Raw genomic sequence first — 22,513 nt, 5'->3', positions numbered from 1 at the left:
TGCGCGTAAAATGATAATATAGATGTAGTTTAAAAAGTTGAGGTGCTTGAAATGAGTTCAACAGACAAAACGGTACATTTTGATTTTAACGATAGCAACGCCAAAAATGTGCATGATACATTGATGACCGTTTATCAGGCTTTGGAAGAAAAAGGCTATGATCCGATCAACCAGATCGTCGGCTATCTCTTGTCCGGTGATCCGGCTTATATTCCCCGTTACCATGATGCTCGGAATACAATTCGGAAACATGAACGGGATGAGATTATCGAAGAATTAGTACGAAGTTATTTAAACAAGGAACACATTTCATAATGCGCTTAATGGGTTTAGATGTTGGTTCACGGACGGTCGGCGTCGCAGTCAGCGACTTGCTTGGCTGGACGGCACAGGGTGTTGAAATCGTCCGGATCAACGAAGACGAAAAGCAGTTCGGCTTGGATCGGATTGCGGAACTCGTCCAACAATATGCAGTCGACGGCTTCGTGCTTGGATTACCCAAGAATATGGATAATTCAATTGGGGAACGGGCAGTGAAGTCGCAGGAGTATGGGCAGATGCTGACGGATCGGTTTCACTTACCCGTCGATTTTATCGATGAGCGATTGACGACCGTCCAAGCACAACGAATGCTGATTGAAAAAGCAGATACTTCCCGTAAAAAACGGAAAAAAGTGATCGACAAATTAGCGGCGGTCATGATTCTGCAAAACTATTTAGATGCGAAGGAAAAGCTGACCAAGCTTTCCTAGACAGGGGGCAGATCGCAGGGAAAATGTGGTCTGCCTTTTTGCGAATGAAAGGAGCCGATTACAATGGCCAAGAACGAACAAGAACCGCAAAACGATGAAGAAATCACGTTAGTCGACGAAAAAGGCAACGAAGAACTTTATAAAGTCTTATTTACTTTCGATTCCGAAGATTATGGCAAGTCCTATGTCTTGCTGTATCCGGCCGGAGCAGAAGGCGGCGATGAAGTTGAAATCCAGGCCTTTTCATTCATTCCGGATGAAAATGGGGAAGCAACCAAGGGTGATTTATTGCCCATCGAAGACGATGCTGAATGGGACATGGTCGAAGAAGTGTTGAATACTTTCCTCGCCGATGACGATGACGACCAGAATTAGTTTTCATAAATGACGGTGTACCTGTGCTGGGTTTCATGATAAACTATTTTTAAGAGCTTTTTATCACATGTACGGAGGGGGCTTTATTAAATGCCAGAAGAGAAACGGCGGTATAAAGCCGAAATTGACGGAAAGAGCTACCTGATGATTGGACCAGGGAGCGATGCCCATATGGCGGCTGTAACTTCTTTAGTAAATGAACAATTAACAGAGATCAAACGCCTCTCACCTGGGATTTCCAAAGAGGATGCGGCGATCCTGATCGCTTTCAACGCAGTTTCGGATGAATTGAATCTGAAAAAGCAACTGGATGCGCAGGAGGACGAACCGACCTCGCAGGCGTAATTCTTAGGGAAAAGGGAGCCACTCTATGTTAGATTTACTGATAATCATTTTGTTGTTATATGCAATTTATGCGGGCGCACGGCGTGGAATTGCCTTGCAGCTGGTTTATACGATCGGCTACTTGCTTTCATTCGGATTGGCGCGGCTGTTCTTTCGGCAGCTCGGACCGAGTCTTGAATTATGGATTCCTTATCCGTCGGCGACATTAGCCAGTGATTTTACCTTCTTTAGTTCTAAAGTCGGGTTAACGCTGGATAAATCGTTTTATGCTGGAATCGCCTTTTTGATGATTCTCTTTGCCGGCTGGCTGGTGACACGGTTCGTCGCCATCTTTTTCCACCAGTTGACTTACGTTCCGTTTAAAAAACATATCAACCATATTGGCGGCGGTCTGTTAGGCTTCTTAGTCGTTTATTGTGGCATTACACTGGTGCTGTCGCTGCTCGCCGTCATTCCGATCACGGCCATTCAGTCATTGCTGGCCCATTCTTTTTTGGCCGGTCTGATGATTCAGCACACGCCAATCCTTTCGCACCAAATCTGGACATGGTGGCTTTTAAAATAGGGCACACTTGACCGGAATTTATTTAAAACAGGATAAGCAACACGGTACCGAGGCTGAGACGCTCTTTGTCTCAGCCTCCTTTTTGGAGATGAAAACATGAATCAAAAAGTACTCACAACCCTTGAATACGATAAAATCAAACAAGCCGTTGAAAAGTATACGGTCACGGCCTTTGGGGACGAACAAGTCCGTGATTTGAAACCAGGCAGCGATGCGGCCCAGATTCAAAATGAATTAGATGAAACAAAAGATGGGGCGGATATTTTACGGCTCAAAGGCGGAATTCCGCTGCCGAAATTAGACAACATCCGCACACAGCTGAAACGGCTCGACATTGGGGCCCAGCTGAATGGTAAAGAACTGGCGCAATTAGGCAAGATTCTGCGGACGACCGATGCCGTCGTCGATTTTATCGATGAGTTGGAAGAAAATGAAATCGAATTGCGGATGACTTACAAACTGCGGGATCAGTTAGTGACGCTGCCAGCAATTACTCGTAAGATTCATACGTCGATCGAAGACGATGGCAGTGTCACCGATGAAGCGTCGTCACAGTTGAAATACTTGCGGCGTGGCATTCAGCAGCTCGAAGGCCAGATTCGGGGCAAGATGGAGAGCTACACACGTGGCAACGAAGCCAAATATTTGAGTGATCCGATCATTACCATTCGGAACGATCGCTATGTCATTCCGGTGCGGGCTGAGTATCGGGGCCATTTCGGCGGTGTCGTGCATGACCAGAGTGCGACCGGGCAGACGCTGTTTATCGAGCCGCAGAGTGTCATGGAATTAAATAATAAGCTCCGTGAACAGGAATTGGCGGAACAACGGGAAGTTCAGCGTGTTTTGGCAGCTTTGTCGGCTGAAGTGGCTCCGTATCGTCAGGATATTTGGAAGAATGCCCAGATTTTGGGACAATTCGATTTTATGAACGCTAAGGCCAAATATGCAAAGGAAATCAAAGCCACTGAGCCACTTTTGAATCCTGAAAATAATATCAACCTTCATCAAGCCCGGCACCCGTTGATTCCAATGGACCGAGTGGTGGCCAATGATATTTATTTGGGCAAAGACTTCCAGGCCATCGTGGTTACCGGTCCGAATACCGGTGGGAAGACCATCACGCTGAAAACATTAGGACTGGTTCAATTGATGGCCCAATCCGGTTTGTTTATTCCGGCGGCTGAAGAAAGCCAAGTGGGGATTTTCTCCGATGTGTTTGCTGATATCGGCGATGAACAGTCGATCGAGCAGAATTTAAGTACCTTCTCAGCCCATATGGACAATACGATTCGCATCCTCCATGCAATGGATGCAAATAGTTTGGTCCTGCTTGATGAAGTCGGTGCTGGGACGGATCCGCAGGAAGGGGCTGCATTAGCCATTTCCATTCTGGATCAGATTGGGATGGTTGGCGCTTACGTAGTGGCGACGACCCATTATCCGGAGCTCAAAGTTTATGGTTACAACACGCCTGGCACTGTCAACGCCAGCATGGAATTCGATGTTGAAACCCTGCAACCGACGTATAAACTGCTGATCGGCGTCCCTGGTCGTAGTAATGCCTTTGATATTTCGCTTAAATTAGGATTGGACCAGTCGATCGTCGACCGGGCCAAACAATTGATTGCGACCGACACGCAGGATTTGAACGATATGATCGGCGATTTGGAGAAACAGCGCAAGCAATCCGCCGATGAATACACCGATTTACAGAAGCAGTTAGCCGAAGCAACCACCTTGCACCAGCAACTGGCCAGTGCCTATCAGGATTTCCAGAAGGAACGGGATGCCCAGCTGGAACAGGCACGTGAGAAGGCCAATCGCAAGGTCGAAAAAGCGCAGAAAAAGGCCGACAAAATTGTTGCTGATCTTCGTGATATGCAGAAAAACCAGCAAGGCAATGTCAAAGAAAATAAGCTGATTGATGCCCAGACGCAGCTGAAAAATCTGCATCAGGAACAGCCGTTACCACAGAATCGTGTCTTACGGCGTGAGAAAGCCAAACAAGCTTTGCATGCCGGCGATGATGTGCGGGTCATTCCCTATGGACAAAATGGGGTTCTGCTGGAACAAGTTGACAAAAATCATTGGCAGGTTCAGCTTGGAATTCTGAAGATGAAAGTTGCGACCAAGGATCTCGAAAAAATCGCGCTGCAGCCAGAAAAACAGGCGACACAGAATGTGGCAACTGTGATTGGCGGGGCTAATAATCATGTTTCGACGACATTGGACTTGCGGGGCGAACGGTATGAACAGGCCATGGGCGACCTTGACCAATATATCGATGCGGCCTTATTAGCCAATCTTCATGAAGTCACGATTATTCATGGCATGGGGACCGGTGCAATCCGTAAAGGGGTTCAGGAATATCTGAAGAAGAATCGGGAAGTCGCCAAATATGCCTATGCACCGGCCAATGCTGGCGGAACTGGGGCCACAATCGTGACTTTCAAATAGATGTTCTGAGGTAATTTCAAAATTATTTACTATTTGTAAGCAAAATCGTTGCATCTTTGCACCGGCAGGCGTATAATTTATTTTATTAAATTGATTGTTTGCAATCAAATTCAAAGAGGGAGTGATCAGAATGGCTGTTGAAGTTGTTACGGATCAGGATTTCGAAGAAAAGACGAGTCAGGGCGTCACATTGACCGACTTTTGGGCAACTTGGTGTGGTCCTTGTAAGATGCAGTCACCTGTCATCGAAGAATTATCGACCAAGGATAACAAGGTAAAATTCTCCAAGATGGATGTCGATGCCAATCCGAAGACACCAGAAAGCTTTGGCATCATGGCGATTCCAACCTTGCTCGTCAAGAAGGACGGTCAAGTCGTCGATCGAATCGTCGGCTACCATTCTGCAGACCAGCTTGAGGATATTTTAAACAAATATACGGCTTAAGCGGTTTTCATCAAAAAGAGTGTGTTTACAGTGCGTTATTTACACTGTGAGCACACTTTTTTTGTATGATAAAGATGTAGGGGCGATCGGGACCCGCTGAAGTGACAAAAATGTTAGTCGTATGTGACAGCTTTTCAGTGGCCTTTTTTCATAACCCAATTATAATTGAAGTAACAAATGCATTAAGAACAAGTCTTTGCGGATTGTGAGGCGGGGAAAACGATGCCAAAAAAATTAAAAGCACTTTGGCAAAATGCAACTTTTCAATTTTGGTTCAAAACAGTTGTTTATTTCCTAATTTTGCTGGCGCTTGTCTACTTGTACAGCTATAGCGGAATCAATAATAGTAAATTTATTTATAACGAATTTTAATTCGGGAAAGATGGGAGGCGTCTTTGATGATCGACAATATAATTACAGCAATTGATCACTATGGGGAAACCGATCCTGAGCGCATTTGCTACATTTACGGTCAAGATACGAATACCTATGGCGAGTTAAAAACAAAATCCGATCACTTGGCGCAGTATTTTGCACAGAGTGAGCTGCCGGATGGAGCACCCGTAATGGTATTCGGGGGTCAGACCTTCGAGATGATTGTCACCTTCTTAGGCTTAGTCAAATCGGGACATGCTTACATCCCAGTGGATACACATTCTCCAAACGAACGGTTAACACAGATCGATTCGATCGCACATCCAGCGGCAGTGGTCGCTGTGGCCGATTTGCCGATTGAAATGCCCGATCTGAAAAACTTTACCCATGCAGATTTGGCCGCTGCTGTTCAAACTGGCACCGATGGCTATGACCATGACAAAGCTGTTGCCGGCGCTGATAATTATTATATTATTTTTACTTCAGGCACAACCGGTTTGCCAAAAGGGGTGCAAATTAGTCACGCCAATTTGCTGAGTTATGTCAATTGGGCCGTGAATGATTTTGACCTCCACGAAGGGGTTCATGCTTTGTCACAAGCGCCGTATTCCTTTGACTTATCTGTTATGGATCTTTATCCAACGTTAGTGTTAGGCGGTAAATTATCCGCACTGCCACGAGCGGTCACCGAAAACTTTAAGAAATTATTCGAAGTGCTGCCGAATCTTAAAATCAACGAATGGGTTTCAACGCCATCGTTTGTCGAAATCTGTCTGCTCGAACCAACCTTTGATGCAGCTCATTATCCGGATTTGACGCACTTTCTGTTCTGCGGTGAGGAATTGACCAATAAGACGGCCGCAAACTTGCAGAAACGGTTCCCAGACGCCGAAATTTATAATACCTATGGTCCAACGGAAACGACCGTTGCCGTGACGGGTGTTAAGTTAACACCTGAAATTTTGAAGGATTACGAACGGCTGCCGATTGGCTATGCCAAGGAAGATATGAAAATCTGGGTCGTCGATGAACAGGGGGCAGCGGTTAAACCGGGCACGACCGGCGAGCTGTATATTGCCGGCCCCAGTGTTTCGAAGGGGTATCTCAATAATCCTGCCAAGACCGAAAAAGCCTTCTTTACAGAAGACGGCCAGCAGGCTTATCGTTCCGGCGATTTAGGCTTTGTGAACGACAAGGGCTTGTTCTTCTATCGGGGCCGGACCGATTTCCAAGTTAAATTACATGGCTATCGGATCGAACTCGAAGATATCGACCACAACCTCGACCAAGTCAAATATGTCAAACAAGCGACCACCGCACCGAAATATAATGCGGCCCACCAGGTCACTCAAATCGTGGCGTATGTCGTTCCGAACCAGAATGATTTTAAAGATGAATTTGCTTTGACCCAGGCAATCAAGAAAGAACTCGGCCAGGAGGTCATGTCCTACATGATCCCGAAACGGTTTGTTTTCCGTGATCAGTTACCACTCACTGCGAATGGTAAAGTCGATCGGAAGGCCTTGATCGCAGAGGTCAACAAATGATTAATTTACAACCGTATGCAAACCCGATGTACTTCGCCATTTTGGGCGTGGCACTGCTTCCATTGATCATTGGGTTACTCAATGGGAAACGCCTTTACTGGTACGGCACACTGGTTTCATTCATCTTCTTGGTGCTGATCTTCGATGGCAATAAGATTCACCAGGGAATTGCGCTGATCGGTTACGGAATTTATGAAGTCCTGCTTAGCTGGCTCTACCTTCGTTACCGCACCAATTCCAAAAACAAAAACAGCACGCCGCTCTTTGTCTTAGCCGTTGTGCTGGCGATTGCGCCACTAGTGGTCGTTAAGATGACACCGTTATTCAGCCCGAATCCATCGTTATTAGGTTTCTTGGGGATCAGTTATTTGACCTTCAAAGTGGTCGGTTACATTATGGAAACACGGGATGGGGTCATCAAAACGTTTGATGCCGTTAAATACATCCAGTTCCTATTCTTCTTCCCAACGATTTCGTCAGGGCCGATCGATCGATACCGGCGTTTCGTCAAAGATTATGACAGCGTACCTTCCCGTGAAAAGTATCTTGAATTGATGGGCAAGGGGTTCCACAACATTATGCTGGGCTTCTTCTATAAATTCTTGTTAGGCTACTTGTTCGGAACACTGCTGTTGCCGCAGGTGGCTCACTTGGCGATGATTTCACGGGGCGGCTTCCTAGATATTTCATGGGGCCTGGTTGGTTACATGTATGTCTATAGCTGCTACTTGTTCTTCGACTTTGCCGGTTACAGTTTATTTGCAATCGGGGTCAGCTACTTTATGGGCATCGAAACGCCGATTAACTTTAACAAACCGGCCATTGCCCACAACGTCAAAGACTTCTGGAATCGCTGGCATATGACGTTGTCGTTCTGGTTCCGTGATTACATCTATATGCGGTTTGTCTTCTTTGCGATGAAGCACAAGTTGTTCAAGAGCCGGATTACAACCGCCAACGTTGGCTATATCCTGTTGTTCCTGATTATGGGCTTCTGGCATGGCGAGACATGGTATTACATCGCTTACGGGATTTTCCATGCCTGTGCGATGATTCTGACCGATGCTTGGATTCGTTTCAAGAAACGGCATAAGGGGATGTTCCCATCCAACAAGTTTACGTATGCGATGGCGGTCTTCTTTACCTTTAACACTGTATGTTTCAGTTTCTTAATTTTCTCAGGTTTCTTAGATACACTTTGGTTCCATTAAAAAAATATAGAAAGAGGTTTTTAAAATGGCAGACAATGATAATGTACAATCCACAGTAATGAGTATCTTAACAGACTTAACAGGCAGTGATGAAGTCACTAAGAATCCCGACATCGATTTGTTCACAACCGGCATGCTGGATTCCATGGCTACGGTGCAGTTATTGCTTGAATTACAATCTCAATTAGGAATCAACGTTCCCGTTTCAGAATTTGACCGCACTCAATGGAATACGCCGAATAAAATCATTGCGAAAGTCGAAAGTATGCAAGGATGAAATTACGGAAGTCACTGTGGCGGATCTTTGGGCCTTTTATCATAGCAGCTGCTGCACTGCTCCTGCTTCTATATGCACCCTTTAGCTTTGGCAAGGTTTCGAATGCTACGCTGCGGCGCGCGTCGGTTTCGATGTCATCAAATATTTTAAAGGGGAATAAGGTCAAAGACCAAGCCGTCAAGCAAGGTTATGTACCCTTCATTGGTTCATCCGAGTTATCCCGAATGGATTCCTTCCACCCATCTGTTTTAGCGGCTAAATACAAACGGAATTATCGGCCGTTTTTGTTAGGGGCTGCTGGGACGCAATCCTTAACCCATTATTTTTCCGTTCAGGCAATGGGCAATCAAATGAAAAATAAAAAGGCTGTTGTCATCATTTCTCCACAGTGGTTTGTGAAGAAGGGCGTACGGCCGTCGATGTTCGACTTTTACTATTCACCGGTTCAGACTGCTTATTTCTTGGCGCATGCGAAGAATACGGCTCAAGACCGTTACGCAGCAAAACGGCTGCTCCAGCTTCCATCGGGGACATCAGATGATGTCGTTACCGGTGCGTTGGAAAATGTCGCTTTAGGCCGCAAATTGACCAGTTTCCAGTCCTTCTACGTCAAAGACCTGCGGGGCAAAATGCTCAAGCAGGAAGATGCGATGTTCAGCGAAGATTTCCTCAAGAACAACGTACCGAAAATCCAATTAGCAGCCAGCAAGCTGCCGAAGACGTATAACGAATACAAACTCGAACAATTGGCCAATCAAATGGGCGCCCAGCAGACAAAAGGCAACCCGTTCGGCATCAAACAAAAGTTTTATCAGAACCGGGTCAAGCCGTTGGTCAAACATTTGAAGGGTTCGCAGACGAACTTCAATTATGTGTCATCGCCTGAATATGCCGATTTCGAATTGCTGCTGAATCAATTTGCAAAGGAAAACACCGATGTGCTGTTTATTATCCCGCCGATCAATCAAAAGTGGGCCAACTACACGGGGTTATCAAATACGATGATTCAGCAGTTTGACCGGAAGATCACTTATCAGTTGCAGTCGCAGGGCTTCAACAACATCGATGATCTGACTCAGGATGGCAATCAGAAGTACTTCATGGAAGATACAATCCATATCGGCTGGCGGGGCTGGCTGCAAGTTGACCAGCGTGTCCGTCCGTTCCTGAAGGATCTCAAGGCGAAACCGCAGAATTACAAGATTCAGTCACGTTTCTACACGAAGAAGTGGCAGACACAGACTGATTTGAATCAAATGAGTACCACCAAGTAAGCCTAAAAAATCGTCACACGATTGCGTGTGGCGATTTTTTTTGATTATTCATCTGTGTCATCGGGTGCAGGCGCTGTTTCTTCCGTTTCGGTCGGCGTTAAGTACGGGATATCTAGGAATTGAATATCGCCACGGGGGACACTTTCGGATGGGTCAGCTTGAGCTGTAATACGGACAATTTGCTTTTTCGCATCCACGACAGCATTTGCTTCGACAACATTTTCTTCGATCTGCTGCAAAGTCTGGGCGATGAAGCCGGCTTCCAATTGGAAATCGGCCTCTTTGTTTTGCGTCAGACGGCTGGCAACGATCGGACCGTTCAATGTGAACTGAAATTTCTGCTTATTTTCATGATCCAATTTTAATTCGCCCCAAGCGGCCTGCTGGAAAAAGGCCGGCAGATCATCAGGGGTTGCGACTGGCAAGTGCCGAGCCAGATCTTTGCCGACCCAGTATAAAATGCCTGATGTTTCATCCTCTAAAAGGTTGGGCAGTAAAATGTCACGCAGCAAAGCGGTGCTGAAATAGGGGACCTCTTGGTTGGCCTGAATAAGCTGTTCATAAAACTGATTTGACATGATCAACCTCCATTGAGTCTTTATTCTGCTTTATTATACTCCGAAAAGGGCACGTTTCCTCGTGAAGACAATGGTTTCTTGCCTTTTTTACGAAAAAGAGCGACAATATAGTTTCAGATTTACATTCGGTTTTCAAAAAATTGCACAGAAAAGGGGCTTCGTAAAAATGAACCAGCAACCAATCGGGTATATGGATTCGGGCGTCGGCGGGCTGACTGTCGTCAAAGAATCATTACGCCAGTTGCCAAATGAACAAGTCATTTTTATTGGCGATCAGGCTCGTTTGCCATATGGACCGCGACCAGCTGACCAAGTACGCAAGTTTGCTTGGCAAATGGCGGATTTTCTGTTATCCAAGCACGTTAAAATGATTGTCATTGCCTGCAATACGGCGACTGCCGCTGCCCTTGACGATCTGCAGTCCAAATTGGACATTCCAGTGATCGGGGTCATCAGCCCAGGGTCACGAGCTGCCATCAAAGCAACTAAAAATGAAGAAATCGGCGTCATTGCAACGGAAGGGACCATCAAGAGCGATGCTTACAAACGATCGATTGAACACAAAGATCCGCATGCGCATGTTTTGAGCTTAGCCGCACCGAAGTTTGTGCCGCTTGTCGAAAGCAATGCTTACAAATCCCCGATTGCCAAAAAGGTCGTCGCCGAAACGTTACGACCATATCGGCATACTGACATTGATACGTTAGTGATGGGGTGTACTCATTATCCACTGTTGCGGCCGATTATTCAGAATGTGGTCGGCCCTAAAGTGAAACTGATTGATTCTGGGGCTGAAACGGTGAATACGGTCTCAACACTGCTTGATTACTTCCATTTGGGCAATAGCGATTTTTCACATGCGCCGCAGCATGAATTTTATACGACCGGTTCAGCGGAGATGTTTGATACAATCGCACGTGATTGGCTGCAGCTGCGCCATTTGCAGGCCCATCATCTTGACTTAGAAGGAGCATAATATTCATGAAACAACGTGATAATGGCCGTGAAAATGATGCACTGCGGCCGCTGCATCTGCAGCACCAGTTTTTGACGACGGCTGAACCAAATGTATTGATTCAGCAGGGCGAAACGCGTGTGCTGGTTCAAATTGCACCGCATGCTGCTAAAACGATCCAGTTTGATTATCGGGGTGCTGCGGCCGTGTCGGCCAATCAATGGCTGACCCAAGCTTTGCAGCCGGCCGTTGATTTTGAAACGTTTACCAATGGTTTCACATTGCGCTGCACCGTCCTGCAAGATGCGGGCAGTCCAGTGACAACGGCTTTTAATGGTGCTTTTTGGCTATTGAAATTGTGGGCCCACGATCAGCAGCTCGACAAAGGGTTACGTTATAATTTAGTCGCCATTACGGTCGGTTTGACTGACGACGGGACTTTAGTCGATTTGGAAACGGATGACCAAGTGACCACAACGTTACAATTGGCGGTCAGCGATCTGGATGCGATGACGGCTTTAACCGTCAATGGAACGATGGCTTTTGACGGCGCCACTTTGAATCAGTTCTTATATACAGCCTTTCAGGGAACGACTGAATTGATGGGCCAGTTTAAAAATGATTACCAAAAGCAGACTCACCCATATGATACTAGTTCAATTGGGGCGCAAACGGTGGTAGTCGCCACTAAGAATATGGGCAAGGCCCGTGAGTTCGAAAAGATGTTTGCTCAGGATGGCATTACTGTCAAAACACTGCGTGATTTTCCGGATATTCCGGATATCAATGAAACCGGAACGAGTTTTGAAGAGAATGCCCGTCTGAAGGCTGATCAGGTGGCACATTTGCTACAATTGCCGACATTAGCCGATGATTCGGGTTTGGAAGTCGATGCACTTGACGGCCGTCCTGGCATCTTTTCAGCGCGTTATGCGGGTGATGCCCACAATGATGCTGCTAATAATGCTAAGCTCTTATATGAGCTCTCAGGCGTTCCTGACGAGAAACGTGGCGCGACTTTCCATACAACCCTTGTCTTTGCCAAGCCGGACCAGCCGGACGCTGATTTAGTTGTCAATGGCGAAGTGCGTGGGCGTATTTTAGGAATTCCACGTGGCGATGATGGCTTCGGCTATGATCCGTTGTTTTATGAACCAACCTTGAAAAAAACATTTGCCCAGATGACACCTGATGAAAAGAACCAGGTCAGCCATCGTGGCAATGCCATGCGTGCTCTTGAAAAAGTTTGGCGTGACTGGCTTAAGAAGAACTAAAGAGAAACCTGCTGAAAACTTCATTATTTATTCATGGTTGCTTGCTACAATGAAGTCAGTTCAGGAAAGGAATGAATGGTGCGAATGATAAATCAGTCGGTTGAAAAAATGTTGCTTGAGAATCGGGATCATTATTTGATCCCAGGTGATCGGGTAGCGCACGTCGAAGAAAACAATCCGTTGACGCATGCGTTTCTGGTCCTGACAAAGGTCCGCTATTCGAAAATTCCCGTCTTGGCACACGATTCGACCTTTGTGGGGTTATTATCGATGCCGATGATTACTGAAACGATGCTGGGATTGGATGAATTGAGTTTTGCACCTTTGGACCAGCTCACCGTTAAAGACGTGATGCAGACAGATGTGACAACCATCCAAGATCCGTATGATGTTGAAAATGTGCTGCACCTGCTGGTTGACAAACCGTTTTTGCCAGTTGTCGCCGAAAATAGCGATTTTACCGGAATTGTCACACGGCGTGAAATGATGAAGAGCGTCAATCACCTTGTCCATAATATTGATAAAGAATATGATTTGATCGAACGGATGCCTGAAAAAGAGGCCGCCCAGCCCGTTACAACCGAAGTGGCTGCTGGTGCGATTATCTATCGGGAACGGAACGGACAGCGCCAGTATTTGCTGGTAGACAGCAAAGATCGTCATTTCTGGGGCTTTGCCAAGGGCCACGTTGAAGGCGACGAAACGTTTTCTGAAACGGCACGCCGTGAAATTCACGAGGAAACGGGCTTGCGTGTTCAATTGAATACGCACTTTACGACTGAAACGGAATATCAATTGCCAAACGGTCATTTGAAACAGGTCCATTTGTGCTTGAGCCGGATCGATGGAGACCCGGAAATGACCCAGCAGGAATCCGAGATTAGTGCAATCCGCTGGTTCAGCTATTCAGAGGCACTGCAGGTTTTGAAATTCAAGAATCTGCAGGAAATGCTGACGCAGGCGAATGATTATTTGAAACAAGCTTAATGAGAAAGTGGGCATCGCCGGCCATACGCCTATTTTTACCGTTTCAGATAAAATGAGGCTGGTGACATAAGTGTCTCTTTCACGAAAAAGGACTCTTTAAATGCAAAAATTGCATTTAAAGAGTCCTTTTTGTTTGAACAGTATAAATTTGCTAAATACCTAGCTGGTCTTGCGAGGGAGCTACGACGAAGTCAAAAAGCGACTTCTGTCATGCTCTAAGCCTGCCATTGATGAGTTGTCGTCAGCAGGTAGCCGATTCGGCCGGTTTCCTTGGCATCGGGTGCTTCTTTGATCATGCCTTGGGTCATAAAATTACCGCCGACGTTTTGATACTGATAGAGTTGCTGAAGTTCGTCATCCTGAATGTGATCGGCAAAATAATCGGCAGCTAAAGCACGGATGAAAGCGACGATTCCTTGGCCATTGAGGGCAAGCTTATTGTCCTGCATGATAAACGGATCGTCTGTTTGGGCCATCTTTTTTGCGTTGATCAATTCATCAACTGTGGATTCCAGAACGGCGAGCCCAGTCAGCAGAAAATACGACACATTGTATTCCTGATCGACCACCTTGACGAGCCGCAAGGTATGTTCAACCGCCTGATTGCCGATACCATCGAGAAATTCAGTGCCTTCCGCACCGATGGCCATATTTTTGTGAAATTGATTTTCCAGATAAGCTTTGATCCATTTGTTTCTGGAACGATATTTAGCACTGTTGGTTTGAAATTCATCCTCAAAAGTGGGGGCACCGATTTTTTGGCGGAGCAGATCGAACATGGTAACGGTGCTCTTAGTGGGCACCAGCTGAAATTCGTCGGCTTCCATCGCCCTTGGGTTGGTGTTTAAAAAGGTTCCGAGTGCATAGACATTCCCATACGGCTGATAGGCATCCCGCACGGATTGAAAATAGCTGGTTCCATATAAATCTGACATTTAAAGAAGCTCCTTTTTTAATTTAAGCATTATTCTGCCATTTCTTTTGCGTCGTTAGCAAGTAGCAGAGCCGGTTAATCTGGCCTGAATCAGGGTCGACCTGCGTCAGACCAGGATCAAGGAATTTGCCGCCGATATTCTGAAAGGCGTACATCTGAGCGACGTCATCCATCGTCACTGCATCTTTAAAATAATTTTTGGCGAGTGCTAGGATGCAACGCGCCAATGCTGGTTCATTCAGTTTCAACTCTTGATTCTGAACCATGAAGGGGTCGTTTTGGCGGGCGAGCTGGCCGGCATTGATCAGTTCGTCTTTTTTGGTTTCCAAGACGGCCACACCGGTCAACAGGAAATAGTAGATGTGTGCTTTTTGATCAACGACTTTAACAAGCCGCAAGGTATGTTCGGCGGCTTGATTGCCGATGCCGTCGAGAAATTCATCAGCTTCGGCGACGACCTGAATGTTTTGGTGAAATTTGTCACCGAGAAACGTTTGCAGCCATTTATTAGTTGATGTGTATTTAGCACGATTCTGATTGTATTCATCTTCGAATGAGTTTTTACCGAACTGCTGCCGCAGTAAATTAAACATGGTGACAGTATTGGCGGTGGGCTGGACTGGAAAATAATCTTCCGTCATCGAACGTGGATTTTGATTGATAAACGTACCCAAAGCATAAATGCCGTCATAGGGCTGATATTCATCACGGGTCGTTTTAAAATAATTAGTACCATATGCCGTCTCGATTGCCTCTTTCTGTTTAACTAATTAAAGTGTAACGTGTCGCCCCTGAATTGTAAACGGTTTCTAAAAACTTACTAAAAAACACATCTGGTGAGAGATGTGTTGGAATTCACTGATGACTTTGTGCTTCCGGCGGATCGGGCTGCTGCCCGGTTGGAAAGGGCGGTACGGACGGGTCTGTCAGCGGCACTTTGGCTTTATGGAGTGCCTCCATATAGGCCTCTTGAAATTGCGACTGAATTTTTAGCTGAGTGCCGTTTTTAACGTACATCATAATCTGGTAGGCGAGCACGCCGTTACCAAGGTCCATGATGCCGCGATCGACGGGACCTGATTTGATTTCGGGTGTCTGCGGCACTTTTTTCTGATTGACTTGGGTCACGACCTGACGAACTTGATCAACATCAGCATCCGTATCCAATCTGAGGTTGATCAGAACCCGCATATCGTTACGGGAGAGGTTGGTGACTAAGGTAATCGAGCGGTTCGAAATGTAATTCTGGGTGCCATCGAAACCGGTGATTTGAGTGGTGCGGATTCCAATTGCCGAAACGGTGCCTAACACGTCGCCGATTTGGACGGCATCGCCAACGTTAAATTGCTGTTCGAGCAAAATGAAGATTCCGGCAATCACGTCATTGACGAGTCCCTGAGCACCAAGTCCAATTGCTAGACTGATAATGCCGGCGCTGGCCAGCAAGGTTCCGACGGGGACCCCCAAAACACTGAGCAAGGTGTACAAGTAGAAGAAGAGGGTCGTATAATGGACGACATTCATCAGTAAGGTATACAACGTATTCATCCGGCTGGATGATTCACGTGTTTCTTTTTTGTCGTAGCCTTTGAAGGCCCGGCTGGCAAGGGTCGTTGCCAGTCGGTCGATGACCCAAAACAGGATCGTGAAAAAGATAATCTGCAGGAGCCCGTCGATTGTATTGGCTAAAATTTGATCCCAGCTGATTGTCTTCCAGTAATGCTGGAAGAGCCGGACAACATGACTGGGTGTTTTGACTTTCATGGCAAGGAACACAGGCGTGCCTTCTTTCTTATTTTTGCTTCTATTTTACCAGAGTTTTTTTTCATTTGCCGCATGGAACACCGCACTTGGAATTGAAGAAGACCGCAAATGATGATATTCTAAGTATAATTCATATTAGCTACATAGTTAGGGAGGATGTTACATGACAGGTGGACAAATTGCTGGCTTGATCGCCGCAATCGCATTTCTTATTTTAGTACTCGCATTGGTGATGGCGATTCGCCGGGTTACCAAGATTATGAAAGAAGTTCAGGGCACTGTTCAGGAAGCCAATCGGACCGTGACAGTTGTGACCAACGACGTCGATGTTTTATCAAAACAAGTCGAGGGCCTTTTGGAAAAATCCAATGTCTTGTTAAATGATTTAAACGGGAAGGTCTCAGACTTAGATCCCGTCTTCAAAGCAGCTGGCGACCTTGGGCAGAGTGTTTCCGATGTCAATGATGCCAGTCATCATTTGGTCAACCGAATCAACGATGTCGGCAAAACGACTGCTAAAGCTGGTGTTGCGTCCCGTGTCGGCTTAAGCGCCCTCCGGTTCTACAACAAACATCGTAAAGATGACGATTCAACGGATCAACAGTCCTAAGGAGATGGATTTCCATGGCAAAGAAGAATAAAAATCATTTCGTGCTCGGCTTTATTTTGGGCGGTGCGACCACTTATCTGGCCACATTGTTCTTGACCCCTGTGACCAGCGACGACATCGTAAAGGGCGTACAACAACGTTTTAATAGCTTAAAACAGCAATTATCCGGTCATCAGGATATTCAGCAGAACGAAAAGGAAACCTTGAACAATATCCAGGATGCACAGGATCAGCTGAAGAAAAATGTTCAGGATAACCTGAAGAAGTCGACTGATGCGGTTCGTGCTCAAATGGATCAAGTGAAGCAATCCGCCGATAAATTAGCTTCCGATGCCGCTCAGGCTGCTGACGAAGCTGATATGGACGACATTGTCATCGATGGTAAGAGTGCTTTCGGGGAAGCCAAAGACGAATAAATTTTCAATTAAAAACGAGGCCATGACGTTTAAAGTCAGGTCTCGTTTTATTTTTACACACTACTGAAAACAGCCCGCAATTGCGGGCTGTTTTCATTTTAATTGCGTGGTTCAATTGTCAATAATTCTTTGGAAGTATGCGTAAAGGGTTCACTGCCGTTTTCGGTCACATGAACACAGTCTTCGATGCGGACGCCGGCGACACCTGGAATGTAGATGCCTGGTTCGATTGAGAAGCACATGCCGGGCTGGAGTTCCATGTTGTTGCCTTCCATGATTGATGGGAATTCATGGGTCGATGTGCCAATCCCATGCCCCAGACGATGGATGAAGTACTCGCCGTAACCGGCTTTTTCGATGACGCTGCGTCCGATCTGATCGAGTTCGGCAGCGGTGAGGCCGGGTTTAATGGCGTCTTGGGCCGTTAATTGGGCTTCTAAACAGACTTTGTAAATATCGAGGGCTTTATCGCTTGGTGTACCATATGCAATCGTGCGGGTGGCGTCACTCATGTAGCCCCGATTGACCGTTCCCAAGTCGAAGAGGATCAATTCATTCGGTTCGATCTTAGCCTGGGTCGGCGCACCATGGGGATCAGCGGCATCAACGCCGGCTTGAACAATTGTCGGAAAACTAGTGTGCATGACGCCCTTTTTCATCAGGCCGTATTCGATTTCAGCGACGACTTCTTGTTCGGTCCGGCCAGTACGGACGGCTTCGAACCCGATTTTGAAAGCATAGTCGGCTTGGCGGCCGGCTGCTTCCATAATGGCGATTTCGTCCGGCGTTTTAATCAGCTTTAATTGTTCGATAAAACGAGAGGCATCGGCGGGAAAACTCGCATTTGGAAATTGGGTTAAAACGGCCTCGTAGCGCTGAACAGGAAGGTCATCTTTTTCAATAGCCCATTGGGTAGGGTCAGGGTTACGTTTGCGGATTTCATTGCCAATGATTGCAAACGCATCCTCATGATCGAGGTAGCCGTAAACATCGTAGGGCCAGCCGGCTTCCTTGGCAGCTTCGACTTCGAGCTGCGGGGTGAAGAGGAAGGGGTCTTGGTCTGGAAAGACAAAGAGGGCGAGGACCCGTTCTTCAGGGTCGCTTTCGAATCCTGAGAAGTAGAGGATGTTGGTGGGATTGCTGATGTAAGCGACATCGATATTTTCGTCGGCAATCCAATTTTGCAAGGCTTGTAATGGTTGATTCACAATGACCACTCCTTTTAGTTAAATTTGCTGTGCGAACAGCCTGAAATGTAATCTAAATATAGCATAGTCGCCGGTGTTTAAAAAGGGTGGTATTTGCAGATGAAAGATTTATGAAAATGCTTTTTGTAAAACGCTTGCATTTGAAACAAGATTCTGCTAACCTTAAGAATGACAATATGAAAGAAAATTTATGAAACAGAAATGAAAGGAAAATCAGCAAATATGGAAAAACAAACCATCACAATTTATGACGTTGCGCGTGAAGCCAACGTTTCTATGGCAACCGTTTCACGTGTTGTGAATGGAAATCCAAATGTAAAGCCGGCCACTCGTAAAAAGGTTTTAGCCGTAATCGACCGTTTAGACTACCGTCCGAATGCCGTTGCACGTGGCTTGGCCAGCAAAAAGACCACCACAGTCGGGGTCATCATTCCTGATGTGACCAACATCTACTTCTCATCGTTGGCACGTGGGATCGACGATGTGGCCACGATGTACAAATACAACATTATTTTAGCCAACTCCGATGAAAATAATCAGCGTGAGGTCCAAGTGCTCAACACATTGTTGGCCAAACAGGTCGACGGTCTGATCTACATGGGACACACCATTTCCGACAACTTGCGCAACGAATTGTCCCGTTCGAAGACACCAGTCGTTCTGGCGGGGACAATCGATCCGCAGGATGACATCGGCAGTGTCAATATCGACTATCGGGATGCCATCAAAGATGTCACGACTCGTTTGATTAACAACGGCAACAAGAAGATTGCTTTTGTATCCGGCAGTCTCGATCAGCCGATCAATGGGCAATATCGTTTGAAGGGGTACCAGGAGGCTTTGGATGCCGCTAAGATGCCATACGACGAAAGCTTGGTTTTCCAAACGGAATACAGTTACAACGCCGGGTTAGCTTTGTGGCATGATATTCAGGCAACTGGGGCGACAGCTGCGATTGTCAGTGATGATGAATTGGCTGTCGGGGTGCTTGACGGCGCTGTCGATGCTGGCGTCAAGATCCCAGCAGATTTTGAAGTCGTTACTAGCAACAACACGAAACTGACTGAAATGATCCGGCCGCAATTATCCTCCATTCAACAGCCGTTGTATGATATCGGTGCCGTTGCGATGCGTTTGCTGACTAAGATGATGAATAAGGAAGATATTGATCAGAAGACAATCATCCTGCCTTATGACCTCGTTAAGCGGCAATCTACCAAATAAAAGCGTCTTTAAAAAGCGCTGAACGAATTTTCGTTCAGCGCTTTTTTGATATCATTGTTTAATTCGTTGGGGTCCCGTCACTGCCTAAAATAGCGGTGACTTCTTTGCCTTTCGAATTGATGACGGTGGCGATACCATACTTATTCGATTTGCCTAAATCATAATTCCAGAATTCCTTGTAGTTCTTGGAATTACCGCCGATAGCAAAGTGATAAGTGGTTTTGCCAGGTGTGTAGCCATTCGTGAGCGATTTGACGGTCGAACCGGTAATCGAATGTGTCGTACCGTTGATGGTGACGTCGCCTTTCTTAAGACCCGTCTTTTTCAGCACCGTCGTCGTTGTGACTCCGGATGGTTTGGCCATCGTCTGTTTCAGCTTGAGGGCCGACGGGTCAGCTTTGTAGATCGCATTGGCAAGGGCGGCCCAATAAGCATTGTTGCTTTCGGAGCTTTCACTCGTCAAAGTGTAGCTGTTGCCGTAGTTATTATCGTAACCCATCCATGAAGCAAGGGTGACACCAGGTGTACTCCCAATGAACCAGATATCCTTGTAGTCATTTGAAGTCCCAGTCTTCCCAATCAGGTTCTTCGTATTGAAGTTCAGCTGATTCGTGACATCACTACCAGTCCCGTCAGTGACAACGCCTTTCAGCATCTTTTTCATGATATAAGCGGTTGACTTGGAGAAGACCCGTTGCGTCGTGTTCTTCTGCTGGTAAATCACTTTGCCAGACGGATCAGTAATTGACTGGATGACATACGGCGAAGCATGTTTCCCTTCATTGGAGAAGGTCGAGAAGGCGCTGGCTTCCTGAGTAACGGTCACGCCGTTGGTTGTTCCGCCTAAGGAAAGTCCCAGCAGCTGATATTCAGAATCGGTAAAGTGGATGCCCATCTTTTCAAGGTATTCCTTTGGATTCTTCTTCTTCAATAATTCCTTATACAAGTTAACGGCTGGAATGTTGTAAGAATGTTCGAGCGCCTGTGAGGCGGAGACAAATTTGTTCTTGATTTCGCCATCGTAATCGGTCGGTGAATAACCGCCGAAATCGACTTTGAAGTCGGCAATCATACTTTGCGTGCCGATGAGTTTGTTTTCCACCGCTGGTCCATAAACTAAAATCGGTTTGATGGTTGAACCCGGCGAACGTTTTTCAAAGATATGATTGTACTGCGTCAAGCTGAAGTTACGGCCGCCGACGAAGCCAATCAGCGCACCTGTCTTGTTGTCGAGCAGGACGGTCCCGTTCTGAACGGGTTCGGTATCGGTTGATGATTTCCCGGTCGCGACATTTGGAATCGAACTCGTCTTCGTTTCACCGAAGGTATCTTCCCTTTCCTTCATGACTTTCTGCATACTATTGTAAACTTTCTTATTGATTGTTCCGTTAATCTTGTAGCCTTTTTCACTGAACTCAGTGTTGGCTTTGTTATAATACTGATTCTGCAGGGCCGTGTCCTGATTGTATTTGGACATTTTGACGCCAGCTTGCTTCGCTAATTGTTTTGCTAAGATTGTGTTGGCTTTCTGTGTCATCAGATTATAAACGTAGCCATATGTCGTTTTCTGGGTCAGCGGTTTTTGCGGCTGCTGGAATTCGGAACGTAGGTCGACTTTGCGCGCCGCTTGATACTGTTTGTAAGTGATTGCATTGTCACGATACATTCGGAATAAGACGGTGTTTTTACGTTCCATCGCATAACTGAGATCCTTCTTCACTTTCCCAGTTTGTGTGTAGGGGGTGTAAACGGACGGACTCTGCGGCATCCCAGCGATATAGGCCGATTCCGCCAGCGTCAGGTTTTTGGCATGCTTGCCGAATAATCCTTCGGCAGCTTCTTCAACCCCAGCGATGTTCTGACCGCGATTGTTGCGGCCCAGACTGACAACGTTTAAGTACGCCTGCAGGACCTCATCCTTTGAGAAGTACTTGTCGACGCGCATCGCAATCGCAATTTCGCTGATTTTCCGTTTGAAGGTCGTCTCCGAAGAGAGAACCTGCAGTTTGACGAGCTGCTGGGTTAAGGTCGACCCGCCGGTTTGAGCACCAACACCAGTAACGGTCGATGCAACGGCCCGAACGATTGCTTTAGGTGCAATTCCTTTATTCTGATAGAAATCTTCATCTTCGGTGGCCACGATTGCTTTCTGCAAATAAGGAGAAATGTTTGCTAGTGAAACGGGCTTACGGTACAAATCCGCTTTGTAAGTTTCCATTTTGACATTATTGGCAAAATACAGTGTTGATGACGTATCGAAGTTGTTGATCTGAGTCCGCAGACTTGAAATCTTAGGCACTTGGACGGTATGTAAAATACCAGCTACATAGCCCATCCCGGTCCCGAACGCAAGTGCACCGAGAATCAATCCAATCGAAATCAGATATAGAAACACACTTTTAATAGTAGAAAGAACGACATGCACATAAAATTGCGGTGAATGCGGTTCGCTGGGGACCGTTTCAACTGGTTGTGGCGTAGTAGGTTCCTTTTTCTGCTGCAACCGGTGCTCACGAGCTAAACGGTACGCACGCCGTGTATGTATTTCTTCTTCATTCCAATCGTCTTGTGTTTCCTGAGGTTTAGATGATTGTGGCTTTTCATCAGCGTGCGGTGTTTGTTTCGTTTGAAAATGACTACGGGCGTTACCGAGAAAATGTTGGTAAGCCTTTTGCCAGCGCTGGATAAGTGTGCGAAACCATTGTGGTTTGTTCAACGTAACCCCACCTTTAATTAAGTTCGGCATCAAATACCGTGAGCAAACTGCCGGAAAACCTGGCAGTTACTCCTAATCATTATAACAGATTTCAGAATCTTTAAACGGACTTTCATGGGTTCGCAAAATGGTTTATAAAAATGTTAAAAAAGGGTTGCACATCTAAAAAGAGCGCGCTATAATTGGGCTATACCAATAAGAACGGATACAAAATCTGTCTG

24 protein-coding genes and 1 pseudogene are annotated in these 22,513 nt (G+C 46.3%); 19 read left to right on the top strand and 6 right to left on the bottom strand.

Annotated features, from left to right (window positions below; translation table 11 throughout):
* Positions 1-51: 51 nt before the first annotated feature.
* The 12 genes from IV40_RS06185 to dltD all read left to right on the top strand — a co-directional run bounded on the left by IV40_RS06185 (position 52) and on the right by dltD (position 9,626).
* Positions 52-315, top strand: coding sequence for an IreB family regulatory phosphoprotein (locus tag IV40_RS06185; RefSeq protein WP_057769565.1), 264 nt, complete (start codon positions 52-54; stop codon positions 313-315).
* Positions 315-752, top strand: a complete 438-nt coding sequence (gene ruvX, locus IV40_RS06180; RefSeq protein ID WP_057769563.1) for a Holliday junction resolvase RuvX — start codon at positions 315-317, stop codon at positions 750-752. Before IV40_RS06185 ends, ruvX begins: the two co-directional genes overlap by 1 nt.
* 63 nt (positions 753-815) lie before the next feature.
* Complete coding sequence (locus IV40_RS06175; protein WP_057769561.1) at positions 816-1,127, top strand: DUF1292 domain-containing protein; 312 nt, start codon at positions 816-818, stop codon at positions 1,125-1,127.
* Between the two features lie 90 nt (positions 1,128-1,217).
* Positions 1,218-1,472 (top strand): cell division protein ZapA, encoded by a 255-nt coding sequence (locus IV40_RS06170; RefSeq protein ID WP_057769559.1) that lies wholly within the window; start codon positions 1,218-1,220, stop codon positions 1,470-1,472.
* 25 nt (positions 1,473-1,497) lie between these two features.
* Complete coding sequence (locus IV40_RS06165; protein ID WP_057769557.1) at positions 1,498-2,037, top strand: CvpA family protein; 540 nt, start codon at positions 1,498-1,500, stop codon at positions 2,035-2,037.
* A 96-nt stretch (positions 2,038-2,133) separates the two neighbouring features.
* On the top strand, positions 2,134-4,497 hold the full coding sequence (locus IV40_RS06160) for an endonuclease MutS2 (protein WP_057769555.1): 2,364 nt from the start codon (positions 2,134-2,136) through the stop codon (positions 4,495-4,497).
* A gap of 130 nt (positions 4,498-4,627) precedes the next feature.
* Positions 4,628-4,942, top strand: coding sequence for a thioredoxin (gene trxA / locus IV40_RS06155; protein WP_057769553.1), 315 nt, complete (start codon positions 4,628-4,630; stop codon positions 4,940-4,942).
* A 222-nt stretch (positions 4,943-5,164) separates the two neighbouring features.
* Positions 5,165-5,314, top strand: coding sequence for a teichoic acid D-Ala incorporation-associated protein DltX (locus IV40_RS06150; protein ID WP_057769551.1), 150 nt, complete (start codon positions 5,165-5,167; stop codon positions 5,312-5,314).
* Positions 5,315-5,340: 26 nt separating this feature from the next.
* Complete coding sequence (gene dltA / locus IV40_RS06145) at positions 5,341-6,864, top strand: D-alanine--poly(phosphoribitol) ligase subunit DltA (protein ID WP_057769549.1); 1,524 nt, start codon at positions 5,341-5,343, stop codon at positions 6,862-6,864.
* Positions 6,861-8,075 carry a D-alanyl-lipoteichoic acid biosynthesis protein DltB gene (gene dltB, locus IV40_RS06140; protein WP_057769547.1) on the top strand — a complete coding sequence of 405 codons (1,215 nt, stop codon included), beginning with the start codon at positions 6,861-6,863 and terminating at the stop codon, positions 8,073-8,075. Before dltA ends, dltB begins: the two co-directional genes overlap by 4 nt.
* A 25-nt stretch (positions 8,076-8,100) precedes the next feature.
* Positions 8,101-8,352 carry a D-alanine--poly(phosphoribitol) ligase subunit DltC gene (dltC, locus tag IV40_RS06135; protein WP_057769545.1) on the top strand — a complete coding sequence of 84 codons (252 nt, stop codon included), beginning with the start codon at positions 8,101-8,103 and terminating at the stop codon, positions 8,350-8,352.
* Positions 8,349-9,626: a D-alanyl-lipoteichoic acid biosynthesis protein DltD gene (gene dltD, locus IV40_RS06130; RefSeq protein WP_057769543.1), complete on the top strand. Its 1,278-nt coding sequence runs from the start codon at positions 8,349-8,351 to the stop codon at positions 9,624-9,626. Before dltC ends, dltD begins: the two co-directional genes overlap by 4 nt.
* Before the next feature lie 44 nt (positions 9,627-9,670).
* On the opposite strand, the gene IV40_RS06125 is transcribed toward dltD, so the two are convergent.
* Positions 9,671-10,204, bottom strand: coding sequence for a YslB family protein (locus IV40_RS06125; protein WP_057769541.1), 534 nt, complete (start codon positions 10,202-10,204; stop codon positions 9,671-9,673).
* 166 nt (positions 10,205-10,370) lie between these two features.
* Here IV40_RS06125 and racE point away from each other — a divergent pair, with 166 nt between their 5' ends.
* The 4 genes and pseudogenes from racE to IV40_RS10595 all read left to right on the top strand — a co-directional run bounded on the left by racE (position 10,371) and on the right by IV40_RS10595 (position 13,420).
* On the top strand, positions 10,371-11,180 hold the full coding sequence (gene racE, locus IV40_RS06120; RefSeq protein ID WP_057769539.1) for a glutamate racemase: 810 nt from the start codon (positions 10,371-10,373) through the stop codon (positions 11,178-11,180).
* Between the two features lie 5 nt (positions 11,181-11,185).
* Positions 11,186-12,433, top strand: coding sequence for an XTP/dITP diphosphatase (locus IV40_RS10995; RefSeq protein ID WP_057769537.1), 1,248 nt, complete (start codon positions 11,186-11,188; stop codon positions 12,431-12,433).
* An 84-nt stretch (positions 12,434-12,517) separates the two neighbouring features.
* Positions 12,518-12,970: pseudogene (cbpB, locus tag IV40_RS06110) on the top strand (cyclic-di-AMP-binding protein CbpB); the annotation flags it as partial.
* Between the two features lie 9 nt (positions 12,971-12,979).
* A complete protein-coding gene (locus IV40_RS10595) occupies positions 12,980-13,420 on the top strand; it encodes a bis(5'-nucleosyl)-tetraphosphatase (RefSeq protein WP_082617994.1) in 441 nt (146 codons plus the stop codon).
* Between the two features lie 215 nt (positions 13,421-13,635).
* On the opposite strand, the gene IV40_RS06105 is transcribed toward IV40_RS10595, so the two are convergent.
* The 3 genes from IV40_RS06105 to IV40_RS06095 form a co-directional block, all read right to left on the bottom strand.
* A complete protein-coding gene (locus tag IV40_RS06105; protein WP_057769535.1) occupies positions 13,636-14,355 on the bottom strand; it encodes a hypothetical protein in 720 nt (239 codons plus the stop codon).
* Between the two features lie 22 nt (positions 14,356-14,377).
* Positions 14,378-14,995 carry a hypothetical protein gene (locus IV40_RS06100; RefSeq protein WP_156404250.1) on the bottom strand — a complete coding sequence of 206 codons (618 nt, stop codon included), beginning with the start codon at positions 14,993-14,995 and terminating at the stop codon, positions 14,378-14,380.
* Between the two features lie 214 nt (positions 14,996-15,209).
* The gene (locus tag IV40_RS06095; RefSeq protein ID WP_057769531.1) at positions 15,210-16,130 is read right to left on the bottom strand and encodes a mechanosensitive ion channel family protein; all 921 of its coding nucleotides are present in this window, start codon (positions 16,128-16,130) and stop codon (positions 15,210-15,212) included.
* Between the two features lie 151 nt (positions 16,131-16,281).
* Here IV40_RS06095 and IV40_RS06090 point away from each other — a divergent pair, with 151 nt between their 5' ends.
* Together IV40_RS06090 and IV40_RS06085 are read left to right on the top strand one after the other, a co-directional pair.
* Positions 16,282-16,728, top strand: a complete 447-nt coding sequence (locus IV40_RS06090) for a DUF948 domain-containing protein (protein WP_057769529.1) — start codon at positions 16,282-16,284, stop codon at positions 16,726-16,728.
* A 14-nt stretch (positions 16,729-16,742) separates the two neighbouring features.
* A complete protein-coding gene (locus tag IV40_RS06085; protein ID WP_057769527.1) occupies positions 16,743-17,144 on the top strand; it encodes a hypothetical protein in 402 nt (133 codons plus the stop codon).
* Positions 17,145-17,242: 98 nt separating this feature from the next.
* Here the strand turns inward: IV40_RS06085 and IV40_RS06080 are convergent, their stop codons facing one another.
* Positions 17,243-18,352 (bottom strand): M24 family metallopeptidase, encoded by a 1,110-nt coding sequence (locus IV40_RS06080; RefSeq protein ID WP_057769525.1) that lies wholly within the window; start codon positions 18,350-18,352, stop codon positions 17,243-17,245.
* A 222-nt stretch (positions 18,353-18,574) separates the two neighbouring features.
* Here IV40_RS06080 and ccpA point away from each other — a divergent pair, with 222 nt between their 5' ends.
* A complete protein-coding gene (ccpA, locus tag IV40_RS06075; RefSeq protein ID WP_057769523.1) occupies positions 18,575-19,576 on the top strand; it encodes a catabolite control protein A in 1,002 nt (333 codons plus the stop codon).
* Between the two features lie 58 nt (positions 19,577-19,634).
* On the opposite strand, the gene IV40_RS06070 is transcribed toward ccpA, so the two are convergent.
* A complete protein-coding gene (locus tag IV40_RS06070) occupies positions 19,635-22,292 on the bottom strand; it encodes a transglycosylase domain-containing protein (protein ID WP_057769521.1) in 2,658 nt (885 codons plus the stop codon).
* Between the last annotated feature and the right edge of the window lie 221 nt (positions 22,293-22,513).

The sequence above is a fragment of the Lactobacillus selangorensis genome (genome assembly GCF_001437205.1).
Classification (GTDB): domain Bacteria; phylum Bacillota; class Bacilli; order Lactobacillales; family Lactobacillaceae; genus Paralactobacillus; species Paralactobacillus selangorensis.
Note: the sequence above shows the minus strand (reverse complement) of the source record. Positions and strands in the feature narration are given on the sequence as shown.